The organism is Terrabacter sp. 05T424 (assembly GCF_056396225.1).
This window is the reverse complement of the sequence record NZ_JBFTLB010000001.1, coordinates 401,523-418,464: the sequence shown is the minus strand read 5'-3', so window position 1 is coordinate 418,464 and position 16,942 is coordinate 401,523. Positions and strand designations below refer to the sequence as shown.

Below are 16,942 nucleotides of genomic sequence, written 5' to 3'. Positions count from 1 at the left end.
AGCAGCCGGGGCTTACTGCGCAACCTGGGTGATCTCGAAGGGGACGGGCTTCTGCGCCGCGTGGGGGTGCTCGGAGCCGCGGTAGACCTTGAGCTTGGAGAGCTGCTGGCGAGCCAGCGAGTTCTTCGGGAGCATGCCGCGGATGGCCTTCTCGATGGCCTTCTCGGGGCTCTTGGCGAGCAGCTCGGTGTAGGAGGTGGCACGCAGGCCGCCCGGGAAGCCGGAGTGGCGGTAGGCCTTCTTCTGCTCGAGCTTGGCGCCGGTGAGGGCGACCTTCTCGGCGTTGACGATGATGACGAAGTCACCGGTGTCGACGTGCGGCGCGAACTGCGGCTTGTGCTTGCCCCGGAGGAGCACAGCGGCCTGGCTCGCGAGGCGGCCGAGGACGACGTCGGACGCGTCGATGACGTGCCACGTGCGAGTGACCTCGCCGGGCTTCGGGGTGTAGGTGCGCAATGGAGTCTGCCTTCGCTTCTGAAATGGTGGAGCCACTGGTGTGACGCTGGGCTCGGTCCGCGTCGCCCGCCTCGCGCTGAGGATTGCGGAGCGTGGTTCGCCTGACGGCCCGGTGCACAACCTCACCAATGTTACGGGGTGGCGCCGTCGCACCCAAATCGTGCCGGCACCCACGGAATACCGCCCCTGACCTGCGGAGACGCAACCAGATGTGTGGCGTGCAGAACTATTGTGCAAACGAACTGTGCAAAGGTATTGTGCACACTATGGCTGCACACGACCGCCCGAGCCCCGCCTCCGCACCTCCGTCCCCCTCGCCCGGGGCTGCCGATCCCGACAACCTCTGGCTGACGCCCGAGAGCCTGCGGGTGCTGGCCCACCCGCTGCGGTCACGCCTCCTGGGCGCCCTGCGCCGGCAGGGCCCGTCGACCGCAACGGACCTCGCGACACTGCTCGGCACCAACTCGGGTGCCACCAGCTACCACCTGCGCAAGCTCGAGTCGGTCGGCCTCGTCCACGACACGGAGGAGGGTGAGGGCAAGCGTCGGCTGTGGCAGGCCAGCTCGGAGTACCACTCCTGGCACCCCAGCGACTTCGAGGGCGACGAGGACTCCGAGACCGCCCTCAACTGGCTGACCCGCGACTACGCCCGCCACTTCAGCGAGCAGTACGACAAATGGCTCGACGTCTCCACGACCTGGCCCACCGCCTGGCAGGACGCCTGCGGCTCGAGCGATGCCTCGGTGCTCGTCGACGCCGAGTCCCTCGAGGCCATGCGCGAGGAGATGTGGGAGCTCATCGAGCGCTACCGACGGGTCGGGCAGGGCAACCCGCAGGCCCGCCGCATCGCCGTCTACGCCTTCGCCTACCCCCTCGACCTCGACCGTCCACCCACAGCCGGAGCCCGACGATGAGCCACCAGACCGGCCGTGAGGCCACCCCGAAGCCGTATGCCGTCCTCTCCCCCGCCGCGGCCCGCCGCGTCTTCCTCGCGCTGACCTTCACGCGCTGGTTCCCCGTCGGCCTCGTCGTCGGGCTGCTCACGCTGTGGCAGCTCGAGCGTGGACTCACCATCGCCCAGGCCATGACCGTGTCGTCGGCCGCCGGCCTGACGATCTTCGCCCTCGAGCTGCCGACGAGCGGCTTCGCCGACGCGTTCGGCCGCCGGCCCGTCTTCGTCGTGTCGGCCGTCGTCAACGTCGTCGCCAGCCTCGTGCTGCTCCTCGCCCACGCGTTCTGGATGTTCCTCGCGGCCGCGGTGCTGACCGGCATCTTCCGGGCGCTCGACTCGGGGCCGCTCGAGGCGTGGTTCGTCGACACCGTGCACGCCTCCGACCCCGGCGCTGACGTCGACGGGTCGCTGGCCGCGCAGGGCACCGTGCTCGGCGGCGGCATCGCCGCCGGAGCCCTGCTGTCCGGTGCCCTCGTCTGGTGGCACCCGTTCGCCGGCGCGTCGGCGCTCGTGCTGCCCGTGGCGGTCTTCGTGGCCCTCAACGTCGTCCACCTCATCGCGGTGCTCGCACTGCTCCGCGAGCCGCGGGCCGCTGAGCACGTCGACTCCTCCGGCGTCCGCCGCGCCCTTGCCTCGGCCAAGGAGTCACCGGTCGTCGTGCGCGAAGGCCTCGGGATGCTCCGCACCAACGCAGCGCTGCGCGGCATCGTCTGCGTGGAGATCTTCTGGTCGGTGGGCATGCTCGTGTTCGAGACCTTCCAGCCGATCCGGCTCGCCGAGCTCGTCGGCGGCGAGGAGCGCGCGGGCGCCATCATGGGCCCCGTCGCCGCCGCCGGCTGGGGCGTGTTCGCCCTGGGAGCCGCCCTGTCCGGCTGGACGAGCCGGCGCGTCGGCGTGGCCCGCACCGCGATCCTCGCCCGCATCCTCAACGGGCTCGGCGCCGTCGTCATGGGCCTCGTCGCCGGCCCGGCGGCGCTCATCGCGGCCTACGGAGTGACCTACCTGCTCCACGGCTCGGCCGGTCCCGCACACTCTGCGCTGCTGCACCGCGAGGCTCGGGCCCGCAACCGGGCGACCGTCCTGTCGATCAACTCGATGGTGGCGTCCGTGGCGTTCGGAGTCTCGGCCCCGCTCTTCGGCCTCCTCGCCGAGCGCGTGTCGACGCAGGTCGCCATGGTGTGCGCGGGCGCGTTCAGCGTGCTGGGTGCCTGGTTCTACCGCAACGCCCGACGTGCCGAGAAGGCGCGCGCCAGCGCGGCGATGTCGACGCCGGAGGTCACACCGGCGGCGACGTGATCTCGTCGAGCTCGACGAGATCCTCGGCTGTCGGCTCCCAGAGCCCCGCGCGCACGTTCTCGACGACCTGTTCGGGACGCGTCGCGCCGGCGATGACGGAGGCGACGGCCGGTTGGGCTGCCAGCCCGCCGATGGCGACGTCGATGGGGCGCAGGTCGCGCTGGACGGCATACGCCTCGATGCGCTCGATGGTGTCCCAGTCGGCGGCCGCGAGCCGGTCGGGCAGCCCCGCGAGCCGCGTGCCGGTCGGCGCCGACTCGCCGCGACGGTACTTGCCGGTCAGCAGTCCCGATGCGAGCGGGAAGAACGGCAGCAGGCCGACGCCGACGTGCTCGCAGGCCGGCACGAGCTCGTCCTCGACGTCGCGCTCGAGCAGGGAGTACTCGTTCTGCGCGGAGACGAAGCGGGCCGAGCCCTCGGCGCGTGCAGTCCAGTCCGCGTCGACGACCTGCCAGCCGGTGAAGTTGCTGCTGCCGATGTAGCGGACCTTGCCCTCCCTGACGAGCTCGTCGAGAGCGGCGAGCGTCTCGTCGATCGGCGTCTGCGGGTCGGGCCGGTGCAGCTGGTAGAGGTCGATCCAGTCGGTGCCGAGCCTGCGCAAGCTCGCCTCGACGGCCTTGCGGACGTAGCGCCGGGAACCGCGCACGCCCCAGTCGGGGCCGTTGCTGCCCTGCATGTCCATGCCGAACTTCGTTGCCACCACGACGTTCTCGCGCTCAGACCCCAGAGCCAGTCCGAGCATCTCCTCGCTGGCGCCCTGACCGTAGATGTCGGCCGTGTCGAACAGCGTGATGCCGCTGTCGATCGCCTGCCGCACGACCGCGTTGGTGCCGTCCTGGTCGACCCGGCGACCGAAGTTGTTGCAGCCGATACCGACGGTGGAGACGGTCAGCCCGCTGTCGCCGAGCTGCCGGTAGGTCATGTCAGGAGTCGTCACCCGCCCAACCTATGCCCCGCCGCTCGCGCTCGGGAGCGCGCCGGCACGCGCGAGCGCCGGTCCCCCGCGGGTGCGGGGACCGGCGCTCGCATCGTCGGACCGGTCACTTCGGCTGCACGAAGACGGCCACCGTGCGCGCGGGCACGGAGAACGTGCCGTTGCCGGCGTCGTAGGCCGCCTGCTTGACGAGGCTGTCGGCCCCGCCGGCCTGTACCGGGCTGAGGGCCACCGGCCCGGTGAGACCGGGCACCTTCTGCGTCACGGCGTTCGGCGTGGCGTTGAACACGACGACGAGGCCGCGCAGGGCCGGGTCGGCGTCGGTGCCCAAGGCGTCGTCGACCCGCATGACGATGACGCCCTGCTTCGCGTCGGCGGTGCCCGACACCGGGAAGCTCACCTTGGCGTTGATCGCAGCAGCGTTGCCGAGGCGGAACAGCTTGGTGCTGAAGCGAAGTCGCAGCAGGTCCTGGGCCATCGCGTCGGCCGCACGCACATCTGCTGCGCCCGGCTTGAGCGCGCTGTTGGCGAGCAACGGCTTCATGAACGGCCACTTCGCGGAGTTCTGCTCCTGCGGGGGAAGGCCGTGCCCGAAGCCGTTGTCGGCCCCCGTCCAGTCGAGCCGGTTGAACCAGTCACCGCTGTCGTACGAGTCGCGGTTGAGCGACTTGCTGCGGAGCAGGTCGGCACCGGCATGCCAGAACGACGGGGTCTGCGCGAGGGCGGTCGTCGCGAGCGACAGGGTGTTCATCCGCACCCGGTCGCGCATCGACGTCGCGACGGGCAGCTTGTAGGTGAGCGAGTCGAAGAGCGTCTCGTTGTCGTGGGCGTCGACGTAGCTGACGACCTCGTCCGGCTGGTCGGCGTAGCCGGCCGGCGAGCCGTTGTAGTCGACCTGCGTGCCGTTCACCGCCTGGCCGCTCTTCTGGCTGCGGAAGGTGAACGTCTTGAGGTTGCCCGCGAGCCCGAGCTGGACGAGGTCGGTGTCGTGGGCGAGCCGACCGGCGGCGTCCGCGTTGACCGGCTTGCCGTCCTTGTCGGCGGCGCCGTTGTCGTCGGTGGCCTCGCCCGAGCCGAAGCCCTGCTTGCGGGGGTCCTCGTCGAACGGACCGCCGCCGCGGACCGCGTCACGGAGCCGGTCGGAGAACGTTCCGATGCCGGTGCCGCCGAGCTGGCCCTGCGTCGCCTGGACGAACAGCGCGTTGTCGGCGACCTCGCCGAAGTTCCAGCCCTCGCCGTAGAGATAGATCGCCTTGCCGTCCACGCCGTCCTTGAACGGGGTGAGGGCATCGAGGGCGGCACGCACGGCGAGCATGTTCGCCTTGCTGTGGTGGCCCATCAGGTCGAAGCGGAACCCGTCGACCTTGTAGTTCCGCGCCCACGAGACGACCGAGTCGACCATGAGCTTCTCGGCCATCGCGTGCTCCGTGGCGACGTTCTGGCAGCACGTGGACGTCTCGACCGCGCCGCTCGCGTTGAGGCGCTGGTAGTAGCCGGGCACGACCTTGTCGAGCACCGACTTGTCGGCCTGGCCCGAGGCGTTCGTGTGGTTGAACACCTGGTCGAGCACGACGCGCAGGCCGTCCTGGTGCAGTGCCCCGACCATGGTGCGGAACTCGGCGACACGCGCGCCACCGTCAGCGGTCTTGGCGCTCGAGGCGTACGAACCGTCGGGCACGCTGTAGTGGAACGGGTCGTAGCCCCAGTTGAAGGCGTCCTTGGCAGCGACCGCACTGGTGCACTTCTGCTGCTCCTCGCTGTCGGGGGCGAAGGAGGCGAGGTCGCACTTCGGCGTCTCCTGCTTGGCGCGATCCTCCTCGATCGAGGCGATGTCGAAGGTCGGGAGCAGGTGGACCGTGTTGAGCCCCGCCTTCGCGAGCGCCTTGAGGTGCGCGCGTCCGTCGCCGTCGGCGGCGAACGCGAGGTAGCTGCCGCGTATGCCGGCCGGGACCTTCGCGTCGGACGCGGAGTAGTCGCGCACGTGCAGCTCGTAGATGGTCGAGTCGACCGCCTGCTTCAAGGTGGGCGCGCTGGTGGTGCGCCACGCAGTCGGCATGAAGGCCGGGTCGCGCAGGTCGACCGCGACCGACCGGGTCGAGTTCGGTGTCAGCGCAACGGAGCTGGGGTCGGTGACGAGGTTGGTCTCGACCTTGCCCGTCGTCGGCGCGTAGACCTTCACCTCGTAGAGGTAGCGGGCGTTGCGGGCCGTGCCGGCGAGCGAAGCCGACCACGAGCCGTCCGTTACGCGAGACATCGCGGTGCGTCTGGCCGTGCCCGCGGGCTGGTCGGCACTGCCGGCAGGCCAGGTCAGCAGGCTGACGGACTGGGCGGTGGGCGCCCAGAGCGTGAAGCCGACGCGGCCGGAGCCCGTGAAGCTGGGCCCGTAGGTGCGGCCGCGTGCCGATGCGGCGTACAGGGCGTCGACCGCGATGGCGGTCTGCGCGCCCGTGGCGTCGAGCAGTCGCCCGGTCGTGTCGTACATCCCGACCGCGACCTGGCCCTGGAGGATCTCTGGCAGGTGCCGCGACGTGGCCTTGTCCATCCGCAGGGCCACGGCACCCTTGAGCTCGGGGTGGGCTGCGACGAGCGACGTGGGCAGGCCCGCCGGGTCGCGCGTCAGGGTCGCGACAGACCCGCCCGTGACGGCCTCGGCGTCGACGGCGAGCCCGCCGTCGGCCGACCAGTGCAGTCGCCAGCGCAACGTCGCCGGGTCGGTGCCGGCAGGCAGGGCCGAGGCCGGCCACGCCACCAGGTCGGGACCGACGACGAACGCCTTGGACTTCGTGAGGTCCGGGGCGGCGCCCGCCTTGGACGTCTTGACGGTGACCTCGTGCGTCGAGGCCTTGTAGGTGATCGTCGTGACGACACCGGCGCTGGGCACCGTGAAGGCGACGTTGTTCGCCGGGTAGGACTCGTTCCACGTCCGGTCGACGGCAACCTTGAACTCGTAGCTGCCTGCCGGGATGCGGTCGGTGCTGAAGGTGTAGGTGCCGTCACCGTCGGGGTCCTGCAGCCAGGAACGCATGCAGTCGGGGGCCCAGTCGCCGGGGCAGCCGAGCTCGCTCTGGAAGCTGCCCGGGGCGGTGAGGATCGGCCCCTGGGCCGAGCTCGTCACCCAGTGGGTGCGGTGGTCGTAGAAGAAGTCGACCGAGCCCCCGGGTGCCTTGTAGCCGATGTTGCCGCCACCGGGAGCGCCGCCGAGCCCGTAGTTCTCGTCCCAGGCCTTGTCGATCGCGGCCTTGTACTCGTAGTCGCCGGCCGGGATGGTGGCCGAGCCCTTCCAGATGTCGTCCTTGGGGTCGAGCGTCAGCTGCGCCTGGTCACAGGCCGGCTGCCAGTCACCGGGGCAACCCATCTCGGAGTTGTGGCTGCCGGGGATGCTGACGGCGTTCGGCTGCGTGACGGGACCGACGCCGCCGGTGTCGCCGCCGCCCGTCGACTGCGGGTCGCCCACGACGCCGTACGTAGAGGTCGCCGAGACCTTGCCGTTCAGGTCCTTGGCCACCATCCGGTACTCGACGAGGGTGCCCTTCGCGAGGCCGGAGACCTCGTGGAAGACGCGGTAGGGGGCGTTGTCGTCGGTGCCGATGGGCGTCCACTGCGTCGCGCCGACCGGGCGCTGCAGGAAGGTCACCTCGGCGAACGTGGTGCCGTCGAGGGCGGCGCCGATCTCGGCGCGGCCACCCACGACACCGCCGGCACTGGGCGACGTGGGGATGATCGTCGGCGCGCTCGGCGAGGAGGCCATCGCGTCGTTTGCACGGTAGACCGCGACCGACAGCGGCGGCACGGTCACGGTGACGCGGCCGGACGGGTCAGCGCGCAGGTCGCTCCTGGCACCGAGCAGGGGCACGAACTTGCTTCCGGCAGAGTAGGTCTCGAACGTCGCGGTCTTGGCCGTCGTGGCGTTGTTGGTCGCGACGACGTACTCGCGCTTGGCCGCCTTGTCGATGCGGCTGAACGCGTAGATGCCGGCGGCGTCGGAGGCGTAGCGGTGCACCTGGGCGCCGTCGGCGAGCGCCGGGTGGGCCTGGCGCAGCGCCGCGAGCTGCTGGATGTGGCGGTAGAGCGGGACGTTCGTCGAGTAGTGCGGCCCGGTGCCCTGCGGCTGCGAGCTGCCGACGATGACGTCGTCCTTGTAGATGTCGGTGCTGGTGCCGAACATGTCCTGGCGGGCGCGCTTGTCGTCGAAACCGCTCGTCGGCCCGGTGAAGCCCTGCTCGTCGCCGTAGTAGACGACCGGGTTGCCCCGTGACAGGAACATCAGCGAGTTGGCGAGCTCGGTGCGGGCGAGCAGCGCGTCGCCGGTGTAGCCGGCCGAGAGCAGCATCGCGCCGGACCGGCCCATGTCGTGGTTGCCGAGGAAGGTCGGCAGCTCATAGGCGTTGGAGTCGGTGTCGGTGTAGTAGTCGTCGCCCGCGAAGAGGTCGCGCACGCCGGTCGTCGCCTTGCCCTGCGCGAAGCCGAGGGCCGCGCCCTGGAAGCCGAAGTCGAGGGTCGCCGGGAGCTTGCCCGTGGTCGTGAACTGGCTCGTGTAGGCGGGGTTCCCGTCGAAGACCTCGCCGAACATGTTGAAGTCGGGGTTGCCGATCTCCGTGGCGTGCTTGAGGATCGCCGGCGAGAAGGCCTGCCAGAACTCCATGTTGACGTGCTTGACGGTGTCGATGCGGAAGCCGTCGATGCCGAAGTCGACCCAGGACTTGTAGATGTCGGTCATGCCCGAGACGACGTCGGCACGCTCGGTGAAGAGGTCGTCGAGACCGACGAAGTCGCCGTACGTCGAGGACTCTCCGGCGAACGTCGAGTCACCGCGGTTGTGGTACATCGTCGGGTCGTTGAGCCACGCGGGGATTTTGGCGTTCTTGTCGGCCTCGGTGCGGAAGACCGGCTTGTAGGGGAAGGACGATGCGGCCGACAGCGCCGGGAAGCAGTCCGGATAGGCCTTCGCCGTGCCCGCGCACATCGGCTTGCCCGCGACCGCGGCGTCGTCGAACGCCGCACCGCTCGCGTCCTTGTAGGGCGAGGCCTCCTTGGAGACGTAGCCGTGCTGCCCCCCGTCGTAGTCGACGACGTCGGCGGTGTGGTTGGTGATGATGTCGAAGTAGACCTTCATCCCCTTGGCGTGGGCAGCCGCGATGAGCGCCTTCATGTCGGCGTTCGTGCCGAGGTGCGGGTCGACCTTCGTGAAGTCGGTGACCCAGTAGCCGTGGTAGCCGGCGCTCGCGTCGGAGCCCGAGCCCTGGACGGGACGGTTCTTGAACGACGGGGTCAGCCAGATCGCCGTGGTGCCGAGTCCCTTGATGTAGTCGAGCCGCTGGGAGATGCCCTTGAGGTCTCCGCCGTGGAAGAAGCCGGCATCGCTCGGGTCGAAGCCGGTCTCGAGGCGCGACCCGGTGAGCCCGCCCCGGTCGGTGGAGGAGTCGCCGTTGGCGAAGCGGTCGGCCATGACGAAGTAGAAGCGCTCGCGCGTCGCGAGCTCACGCAGCGAGGAGGCGGCGAGCTTCGCGTCAGCCGCGGTCGCGGTGCCCGGCAGGTCGGTGGGGGCGATGCCCACGGAGTGCGTCGTGTCGTCGTAGGTGAAGCGCAGCTTCGCCGCGTGCTGCAGCACGAGCGGCAGGTTGGCGCTGCCCTGCCCGTAGCTCTCGGCCCAGTCGTGGTCGATCGCGACCTTGAGCTCGTAGGAGCCCGCGGGGACGGTGAAGTCGGCGGCATACGTCGTGGTGCCGGGCTGCCGCACGAGGTCGGTCGCCGTGCAGGCGGGCGCCCAGTCGGCGTCACACCCGAGCTCGCTCTGCAGCGAGCCGACGAGCGTCGCGGTGCGCGGCGTCTCGGCCCGGGCGACGGGAGCCCCCGTCAGCGGGACGGCGAGTCCGGCGACGACGAGGGCCGAGATGCTGGCGACGGACAGGGCCGGGCGACGGCGCATGCGCACTCCTTTGTGGGCGGGGTCGCGCACGCCCGCGTCTGGACGCTCGACCACCGTCGGAGAACCTAGCGCCCATTTCGGACACCACGCCAGCCCAGAACTGCAATTTTTTGCATTTGTGCTCAGGATGTTGCGAGATCTTGCCCCGACACGTCACCGATGGGGCGATCGCGTGGCGGGCCCTCAGGACTCGCGGATGGCGAGCTCGACGACCTCGGCGGTCGGCAGCGTCGCGAGCGCCGCCCCGTCGAGGAGCAGCTTGGCCCCTCGCACGCCGGCCCCGACGACCACCGGGCCGGCCTCGGCAACCGCCCTGTCGACGAGCACGGGCCAGTCGGCCGGCAGCCCGACCGGGGTGATCCCGCCCTGCTGCATGCCGGTGAGCTCCTGCGTCTTGGCCTGGTCGGCGAACGAGATCTTGCGCGCGCCCAGGTGCCGACGCACGACCCGGTTGATGTCGGCGCGGTCGGTCGCGAGCACCATGACCGCAGCGAGGGTGGTCGTCTCGCCGCGCCTCGCCTCGACGACGACGCAGTTGGCGGACGCCTCGGGCGCGACGTCATAGGCCTCGCAGAAGGCGGCCGTGTCGGCGAGGGTCGCGTCGATCGCCGCCACCCGCACCTCGGGCACCTGCCCCAGCGCGGCGGCCACCGACGGCGCGAGCAGGTCGGGTCGCCCGGTGGCGGGCTCCCAGGTCAGGTTTCCCTCGGCACTCGGCATGACGTCACCGTATGCCGTCACCCGCCGGTCAGCACACGGGCGAGGCCTGCCCGGCTTGTCAGGCGCGGGCGAGCTCGGCGACGACGGTCGCCGCCGGCACCGCACGCGTCGAGCGCCATCCGGTGCCGGCCCAGAGCGCGAGCAGGTCTGGGCGTTCGGCCTTCGCTGACGCCCGTCGCAACGGGACGGTGAGGTGGTGCACCTCGGGGTAGGCCGCTGGGGCCTCCCCGTCGTGCCTGCGCAGGAAGTCGGTCTCGAGGCCGCGGGCCCAGCGTCCCGAGTAGGCCCTGGTCACCGCGGTGCCGGTGTAGGCCGCATCGCCCAGGGCACGCCGATAGGCCAGGCCCGTGCCGGCCTCGGGCGTGAGCAGCAGGGCCGTGCCGACCTGCACGGCATCAGCCCCGGCCGCGCGCACCCGCTCCGCCTGCTCGGGGGTGGAGATGCCCCCGGCTGCGACGAGCGGGGCCTCGGTCTCGGCGCGCACGGCGGCAACCAGCTCGACGAGGTCGAGGTCCGAGGGCCGCTTGGATGGGTCGAGCGTGCCGCGGTGGCCGCCACCGTCAGGGCCCTGCAGGCAGAGCGCGTCGACCCCCGCCTCCAGCGCGGCTCGGGCCTCGTCGAGGTCGGTCACGGTGGCCACGGTCTCTGTGCCGGAGCGGCGCAGCGCCCCGAGCACCGCCGAGTCGGGCAGCCCGAACGTGAACGACACGACGGGCACCCGCTCGCGCACGACGAGGTCGACCTTGCGCTCCCAGTCGTCGTCGTCGCCGGGGCGTGCCTCTCCCGGCTCGGCACCGACCGTCTCTGCGTCGGCGACGAGACGCTCGCGGTAGGCGGCCACGGCAGCGGCACGGTCGGAGCCGTTCAGCCCTCCCGGCGTGACGGCATACGCGTTGGCCTGGTCGGGCACGAAGAGGTTGACGCCGAACGGGCGCGACGTCGCGTCCCACACCTCGGCGATGGCCGCCGCGAGCGCCGGCGCGGTGAGGTAGCCGCCCGCGAGGAAGCCGAGGCCACCGGCGTCCCCCACGGCCGCGACGAGCTCGGGCGTGGTGGGCCCGCCCGCCATCGGGGCGCCGACGACACCGGTGTCGAGCTCACGCAGCAGCATGGCCTCGACGCTACTCCCGTCAGCGTGGCCGGACGACCCGGCCTTCGTCCCACACCGGCTCGGTCGACTCGTAGACGCGGCCGTCGGAGCCGAACACCAGGAAGCGGTCGAAGCCGCGGGCGAACCACCGGTCGTGGGTCACGGCGACGACCGTCCCCTCGAACCGGTCGAGACCCTCCTCGAGCGCCTCGGCGGACTGCAGGTCTAGGTTGTCGGTCGGCTCGTCGAGCAGCAGCATCGTCGCGCCGGACAGCTCGAGCAGCAGGATCTGGAAGCGCGCCTGCTGGCCGCCGGAGAGCGAGTCGAAGCGCTGCTCTCCCGACCGGGCGAGCTCGTAGCGGTCGAGCGCGCGCGCCGCCTCCTCGCGGGGCTTGCCCGCCCGGTGCTCGTCGCCTCGGTGCAGGATCTCGAGCAGGGTGCGACCGAGCAGCGTCGGGTGCTGGTGGGTCTGGGCGAACCAGCCCGGGCGCACCCGCGACCCGAGCCGCACGACACCGCTGTGCGCGACGGGGTCGGGCTGCACGTCACCCACCGGCTGGTGCTCGCGCTCGGGGTCGGTGCCGCCGCTGGCGAGCAGGCGGAGGAAGTGCGACTTGCCGGAGCCGTTGCTGCCGAGGATCGCGACCCGCTCGCCGTACCAGACCTCCAGGTCGAAGGGCTTCATCAGCCCGGTCAGCTCGAGATCGGTCGCGACGATGGCGCGCTTGGCCGTGCGTCCGCCCGTGAGCCGCATCTTGACCGACTGCGTCATCGGCGTCTCCTCGGGCGGGCCGGCCTGCTCGAACTTCGCGAGCCTGGTCTGCGCCGCCTGGTAGCGCGACGCCATCCCGTCGTTGTACTTCGCCTTGACCTTCAGGGTCTGCACGAGGGTCTTGAGCTTGACGTGCTCCTCGTCCCAACGGCGGCGCAGCTCCTCGAGGCGGGCGTTGCGGTCGGCCCGCGCGGCGGCATACGTCGAGAAGCGCCCCGGGTGCACCCACAGGGTCGCGCCCGCAGCGCCCGGCTCGAGGGTCGCGATGCGGGTGGCCACGCGGTCGAGCAGCTCACGGTCGTGGCTGATGAACAGCACCGTCTTCGGGCTCGCGACGAGTGCCTCCTCGAGCCACCGCTTCGTGGGGACATCGAGGTAGTTGTCGGGCTCGTCGAGCAGCAGCACCTCCTCCGGGCCGCGGAGCAGCGCCTCGAGGACGAGCCGCTTCTGCTCACCGCCCGAGAGCGTGTTGACCTTGCGCCACTGCGCCTTCTCGTAGGGCACGCCGAGGGCTGCCACGGTGCACTGGTCCCAGAGGGTCTCCTGCTCGTAGCCGCGTGCCTCGCCCCACTCGACGAGCGCGTGGGCGTACGCCATCTGGTCGGCCTCGGAGTCGCGCTCCATCATGGCCAGCTCGGTGCGGTCGATCTCCTCGGCCGCCTCGCGGATGCGGTCGGGCGCGACGGAGACGAGCAGGTCGCGCACGGTCGTGTCGTCGCGGACCTTGCCGATGAACTGGCGCATGACGCCGAGGCCGCCGGAGCGCGTGACGGCTCCTTCGTGCGCGGCGAGGTCGCCGGCGACGATGCGCGTGAGGGTCGTCTTGCCGGTGCCGTTGGGGCCGATCAGCGCGATCTTGGCGCCCTCACCCACCCGCACCGAGACGTCGTTGAGCAGCGGCCTGCCGTCAGGCAGGCTGAAAGAGACGGAGTTGACGTCGACGTGGCCCACGGGGGTCAAGCCTGACGTATGCCGGCAGGCCGCGTCACGCGGATAACGCGGGGCCTGGCGGTCACCCGCACGGCCCTCAGCCCCACGACCACGAGTCGAGCACGGCGCGGTAGACGTCGAGGGACTCGGGGTGGCTCGGGTCGTAGGTGAGGCGGATCGCGAAGGCCTGCTCGGCGTAGGCCGCGACGTAGTAGACGTGGCGCACCTGGTCGGACTGGTCGACGACGATGCCCATCGCGCCGTAGCCGCCGATCTGCCGCTCGGGTGCGGCCATGGGCCTGAAGCCCTTGTCCTCGAAGCCGCTGCGGAGCCGGTCGACGACCTCCGAGAGGGAGCTCGACCCGATCCGGATCGGTCGTTCGACGGCGATGAACGCCGGCACGTCGGTGTCGTCGGGTCGGATCAGCGTGTCGGGCGGCGGGTCGAGGGCGGGCTCCCCCGCAGACCAGCCGACCGGTTGCTGGTAGCTGTAGTCGTTGCCGCGCACCCGCTCCTCGCTCAGCGCGGGACGGCTCGCCTGGGCCGGCAGCTGCTGGATGCGATGGCCGGCACTGTCGGTCGTCGGCGCGACCGACGTGGGCAGGTGGACGACCCCGGTGTCGGTGGGGGTGGCCGGCGCCGGCGGGGCGTCGTGGGAGCACCCGGCCAGGGCCGAGGCCATGACCAGGCCGAGCGCCGGGAGCAGGGTCGCCGACGTCCTCAGTCGCAGCATCGGGCTACGTCCACGCCCAGGTCGACAGCAGCTCGTCGAACTCGGCGAGGGCGTGATCGGCCTCTCCCTGCGAAGAGCTGAGCGTGAGCAGGTAGACCTTGCCGTCACGTTGGATCCCGTAGGACCGGGCCAGCACCTTGATGCCGTCGCGCTCGAACGTCGTCGTGAAGCCGACGGCGGGTGTCCCCGCCACCGCCCTGGTGGGCGCCGTGGTGATGGCGCGACCCGCCGCGCTCATCTGCTCGCGGCCCTTGGCCATCTCTTCGTCGAGCGCCGACCGGTCACCCGCCGAGGACAGCACGACGAGGTTGTTGGCGAAGGAGCCGACCTTCTTCGACGACAGCAGCACGAGGTCGATGTTGGCGACCCCGTCGGCCTTGTCGGTGGCCTCGGTCCAGCCCTCGGGCGGAACCACGGTGAACGCACCCGACTTGCCCTTGACCTCATCGCCCGTCGCAGTCGCCGTCGACGTGCCCGACGAGGAGCCCGTGGAGCTCGCGGACGGCGCCGGTGAGGTGGACTGTGAGGTGGACTGTGAGGATGACGCCTGGCCGGCACTCGAGGGGGTCGTCTGGGCGTCGGCCGGGCCCTTCGAGCATCCGGTGAGCACCAGCGCGCACGTCAGGAGGCCGACCGAGACGATGCGGGTCGGGCGGGCAGTCATGACGAGGATCCAACCACAGGCCCTCCCCGGGTGCCGGGTCGAGTCTCGGGACCGAGACGACGTCAGGCCGGCTCACGCCTCGCGCGCGTGGCCGACGAGCGGGCGGCGAGGTCGTCGTCCGCGGGGTAGACGACCTCCTCGAGGCTGAGCCCGAGGGCGGGCAAGACGTGGATGCCGAGGGCGCTGTCGCGACCTTCCTGCAGGGCCCTCGGCCAGTCGCGCTCGCGTCGCCCCTCCCCCACGGGCACGACCGCGCCGACGAGCGAGCGCACCATCGAGTGGCAGAACGCGTCCGCGCGCACGGTGGCGGCCAGCACCCCGTCGTCGAGACGCACCCACGAGAAGTCGAGCAGAGTGCGCACTGTGGTCGCGCCCTCACGCTGCTTGCAGAACGCCGCGAAGTCGCGCAGGCCGACGAGCGACCGGGCGGCTTCGTCCATCGCACCCACGTCGAGCGGCTTGCGCCACCAGACCGTGTCGTGCCGTCGCAGCGGGTCGCGCAGGGCGCTCGGGTCGGCGATCCGGTAGACGTAGCGCCGCTCGAGCGCCGCGAACCGCGCGTCGAAACCCTCAGGTGCCGGCGCCGCCCGTCGCACGACGATGTCGTGGGGCAGGACGCCGCCGAGACGGCTCACGAGCGAGGGGCCCGGCTCCCGGTCGGACCGGCCGGGCAGGTCCGCCCAAGCGTGCGGGTCGAGATCTGCGTGCACGACCTGTCCGCGGGCGTGCACGCCGGCGTCGGTGCGGCCGGCCACGGTCACGCGTACGGGCTCGGGGCTGCGCAGCACGGTGGCGAGCGCGGCGGCCAGCTCCCCCTGGACGGTGCGGAGGCCTGGCTGGGCGGCCCAGCCGGAGAAGTGGGTGCCGTCGTAGGCCAGGTCGATCCGCACCCTCAGCAGTGCAGGGTCCGGCTCGCGCGACCCGTTCTCCTCGCTCATCGCGACAGAGCCTAACCGGGTGGCGCCACGGCGTACCAGGAGGCCGTCAACCACCTCTGACCTTCACACGTCTTGTGTGTGGAGCACCGGACAGCGGGTCCGGGGCTCGCGGAAGGGGGAACCTGAAATGAACACCATCTCTCGCCGGGTCGCGGGCGCCGCTCTCGCAGCCGCCCTCGTCGCCCCGGCGGCTGTCGCCGCCACCACGTCGGCCTCCGCCGCGCCGTTCTGCGGCATCACCTGGGGCTCGGCCACCAAGGCGACGAGCCCGAGCCTGCTCTGGACGGGCCGGGTCACCTCGGCCAGGGCAGGGCAGCACGCGTGCTTCGACCGGGTCGTCTTCGACCTCAACCCGGGCCGCGGGACGCTGGGCTACCGCGTGCGCTACGTCAGCGCGGTGACGGGCCCCGGCAGCGGGCTCCCGGTGCCCGTCAGCGGCGGCGCGAAGATCCAGATCACCGTCGACGCACCCTCGACGCTGGGCACGAGCGCGACCACGTTCTCCGGCTGGCGCACCTTCCGGCAGCTGAAGAACATCGGCAGCTTCGAGGGCTACACCGACTACGGCCTCGGCGTCCGGGCACGCCTGCCGATGCGCGCGTTCGTCATCGCCGATGCCGACGGCGGCCGCCGCCTCGTCGTCGACGTCGCCCACGCCTGGTGATCCCGAGACCAACTCGCACTCGCGGTCGTAAGAACGCTGCGTCCCACGTACGCCGCTCACATCGAGAAAGCAGTTCGGCCGCCCATAAATCGAGAAAGCAGTCCGTCCGATCGGACGAACTGCTTTCTCGATGGGTGGTGCTTGGCTCAGGAGCCGCCGCCGGCCTTCACGAAGCCGGCCTTCTCGGCGTCCTCGGCCGACTGGAACCAGAACTCCGCGACCGTCTGGTCGTACCACTGGCCGTCGGGCTCGTGGTACTTGCCGGAGTCGGCGTTGCCCTTGACGGTGTAGCCCTCGGGGGCCGAGCCGTCCTCGTTCGCGGCGACCGCGCCCTCGGGCAGCTCGACGCCGGCCTCGGTCGCCTCGGTCGCGTCGGTCGCGTCGACCTTCTCGGCGTCCTCGGCGGCCTTGGTGTCGGCAGCAGCCTGCTTCGACTCGCTCTGCTTGGCAGCGCGCTTCGTGGCGGCCTCGGCCTCCTTGACCGTCGCCTTCTTGGCCGACAGCGGCTCGCGGACGAGCTCGATGACGACCATGGGGGCGTTGTCACCCTTGCGGGGGCCGATCTTCGTGATGCGGGTGTAGCCACCCTCGCGAGCCGCCATGTCGGGGGCGATCTCGGCGAAGAGACGGTGGACGACACCCTTGTCGCGCACGACCGTGAGGACGCGACGACGGGCGTGCAGGTCGCCGCGCTTGGCGAACGTGATGAGACGCTCGGCGAGCGGGCGCAGACGCTTGGCCTTGGCCTCGGTCGTCGTGATCTTGTCGTGCTCGAAGAGCGACGTCGCGAGGTTGGCCAGGATCAGCCGCTCGTGGGCGGGGCCGCCACCGACGCGGGGACCCTTGGTGGGGGTGGGCATTTCGTTT

Annotated in this window: 13 protein-coding genes; 3 read left to right on the top strand and 10 right to left on the bottom strand. The window is 71.3% G+C overall.

What is annotated here, in order from left to right; genetic code table 11:
- Positions 1-12: 12 nt before the first annotated feature.
- Positions 13-456, bottom strand: coding sequence for a 50S ribosomal protein L13 (gene rplM, locus AC1DE0_RS01970; protein ID WP_442290176.1), 444 nt, complete (start codon positions 454-456; stop codon positions 13-15).
- A gap of 266 nt (positions 457-722) precedes the next feature.
- Between rplM and AC1DE0_RS01965 the strand changes: the two genes are divergently transcribed.
- Both AC1DE0_RS01965 and AC1DE0_RS01960 read left to right on the top strand, forming a co-directional pair.
- Complete coding sequence (locus AC1DE0_RS01965; protein ID WP_478096566.1) at positions 723-1,370, top strand: winged helix-turn-helix domain-containing protein; 648 nt, start codon at positions 723-725, stop codon at positions 1,368-1,370.
- Positions 1,367-2,704 (top strand): MFS transporter, encoded by a 1,338-nt coding sequence (locus AC1DE0_RS01960; protein WP_478096564.1) that lies wholly within the window; start codon positions 1,367-1,369, stop codon positions 2,702-2,704. Before AC1DE0_RS01965 ends, AC1DE0_RS01960 begins: the two co-directional genes overlap by 4 nt.
- On the opposite strand, the gene AC1DE0_RS01955 is transcribed toward AC1DE0_RS01960, so the two are convergent.
- From AC1DE0_RS01955 to truA, 8 genes are all read right to left on the bottom strand, one after another.
- Positions 2,685-3,626 (bottom strand): aldo/keto reductase, encoded by a 942-nt coding sequence (locus AC1DE0_RS01955; protein WP_478097742.1) that lies wholly within the window; start codon positions 3,624-3,626, stop codon positions 2,685-2,687. The genes AC1DE0_RS01960 and AC1DE0_RS01955 overlap by 20 nt on opposite strands.
- 118 nt (positions 3,627-3,744) lie before the next feature.
- Positions 3,745-9,564 (bottom strand): pullulanase-type alpha-1,6-glucosidase, encoded by a 5,820-nt coding sequence (pulA, locus tag AC1DE0_RS01950; protein WP_478096562.1) that lies wholly within the window; start codon positions 9,562-9,564, stop codon positions 3,745-3,747.
- A 183-nt stretch (positions 9,565-9,747) separates the two neighbouring features.
- Complete coding sequence (locus AC1DE0_RS01945; RefSeq protein ID WP_478096559.1) at positions 9,748-10,284, bottom strand: YbaK/EbsC family protein; 537 nt, start codon at positions 10,282-10,284, stop codon at positions 9,748-9,750.
- 58 nt (positions 10,285-10,342) lie between these two features.
- Entirely contained in the window at positions 10,343-11,395 is a 1,053-nt protein-coding gene (locus AC1DE0_RS01940) for an NAD(P)H-dependent flavin oxidoreductase (protein ID WP_478096556.1), read from the bottom strand.
- Positions 11,396-11,414: 19 nt separating this feature from the next.
- A complete protein-coding gene (locus AC1DE0_RS01935; protein ID WP_478096554.1) occupies positions 11,415-13,097 on the bottom strand; it encodes an ABC-F family ATP-binding cassette domain-containing protein in 1,683 nt (560 codons plus the stop codon).
- A 76-nt stretch (positions 13,098-13,173) separates the two neighbouring features.
- Positions 13,174-13,809, bottom strand: coding sequence for a hypothetical protein (locus AC1DE0_RS01930; protein WP_478096552.1), 636 nt, complete (start codon positions 13,807-13,809; stop codon positions 13,174-13,176).
- A gap of 4 nt (positions 13,810-13,813) precedes the next feature.
- A complete protein-coding gene (locus AC1DE0_RS01925; RefSeq protein WP_478096550.1) occupies positions 13,814-14,473 on the bottom strand; it encodes a hypothetical protein in 660 nt (219 codons plus the stop codon).
- A gap of 62 nt (positions 14,474-14,535) precedes the next feature.
- Positions 14,536-15,411, bottom strand: coding sequence for a tRNA pseudouridine(38-40) synthase TruA (truA, locus tag AC1DE0_RS01920; protein WP_478096548.1), 876 nt, complete (start codon positions 15,409-15,411; stop codon positions 14,536-14,538).
- A 127-nt stretch (positions 15,412-15,538) separates the two neighbouring features.
- Between truA and AC1DE0_RS01915 the strand changes: the two genes are divergently transcribed.
- Complete coding sequence (locus AC1DE0_RS01915; RefSeq protein ID WP_478096546.1) at positions 15,539-16,075, top strand: AMIN-like domain-containing (lipo)protein; 537 nt, start codon at positions 15,539-15,541, stop codon at positions 16,073-16,075.
- 146 nt (positions 16,076-16,221) lie between these two features.
- Here the strand turns inward: AC1DE0_RS01915 and rplQ are convergent, their stop codons facing one another.
- A complete protein-coding gene (gene rplQ, locus AC1DE0_RS01910) occupies positions 16,222-16,935 on the bottom strand; it encodes a 50S ribosomal protein L17, sunset domain variant (RefSeq protein WP_478096544.1) in 714 nt (237 codons plus the stop codon).
- Positions 16,936-16,942 lie beyond the last annotated feature (7 nt).

Excerpts from the sequence above, each read along its gene's own strand:
- AC1DE0_RS01930 (WP_478096552.1), bottom strand. The coding sequence starts at position 13,809 with ATGCTGCGACTGAGGACGTCGGCGACCCTGCTCCCGGCGCTCGGCCTG.
- rplQ (WP_478096544.1), bottom strand. The coding sequence starts at position 16,935 with ATGCCCACCCCCACCAAGGGTCCCCGCGTCGGTGGCGGCCCCGCCCAC.
- AC1DE0_RS01915 (WP_478096546.1), top strand. The coding sequence starts at position 15,539 with ATGAACACCATCTCTCGCCGGGTCGCGGGCGCCGCTCTCGCAGCCGCC.
- AC1DE0_RS01965 (WP_478096566.1), top strand. The coding sequence starts at position 723 with ATGGCTGCACACGACCGCCCGAGCCCCGCCTCCGCACCTCCGTCCCCC.
- pulA (WP_478096562.1), bottom strand. The coding sequence starts at position 9,564 with ATGCGCCGTCGCCCGGCCCTGTCCGTCGCCAGCATCTCGGCCCTCGTC.
- AC1DE0_RS01960 (WP_478096564.1), top strand. The coding sequence starts at position 1,367 with ATGAGCCACCAGACCGGCCGTGAGGCCACCCCGAAGCCGTATGCCGTC.
- AC1DE0_RS01925 (WP_478096550.1), bottom strand. The coding sequence starts at position 14,473 with ATGACTGCCCGCCCGACCCGCATCGTCTCGGTCGGCCTCCTGACGTGC.
- AC1DE0_RS01940 (WP_478096556.1), bottom strand. The coding sequence starts at position 11,395 with ATGCTGCTGCGTGAGCTCGACACCGGTGTCGTCGGCGCCCCGATGGCG.
- truA (WP_478096548.1), bottom strand. The coding sequence starts at position 15,411 with ATGAGCGAGGAGAACGGGTCGCGCGAGCCGGACCCTGCACTGCTGAGG.
- AC1DE0_RS01945 (WP_478096559.1), bottom strand. The coding sequence starts at position 10,284 with ATGCCGAGTGCCGAGGGAAACCTGACCTGGGAGCCCGCCACCGGGCGA.
- AC1DE0_RS01955 (WP_478097742.1), bottom strand. The coding sequence starts at position 3,626 with ATGACCTACCGGCAGCTCGGCGACAGCGGGCTGACCGTCTCCACCGTC.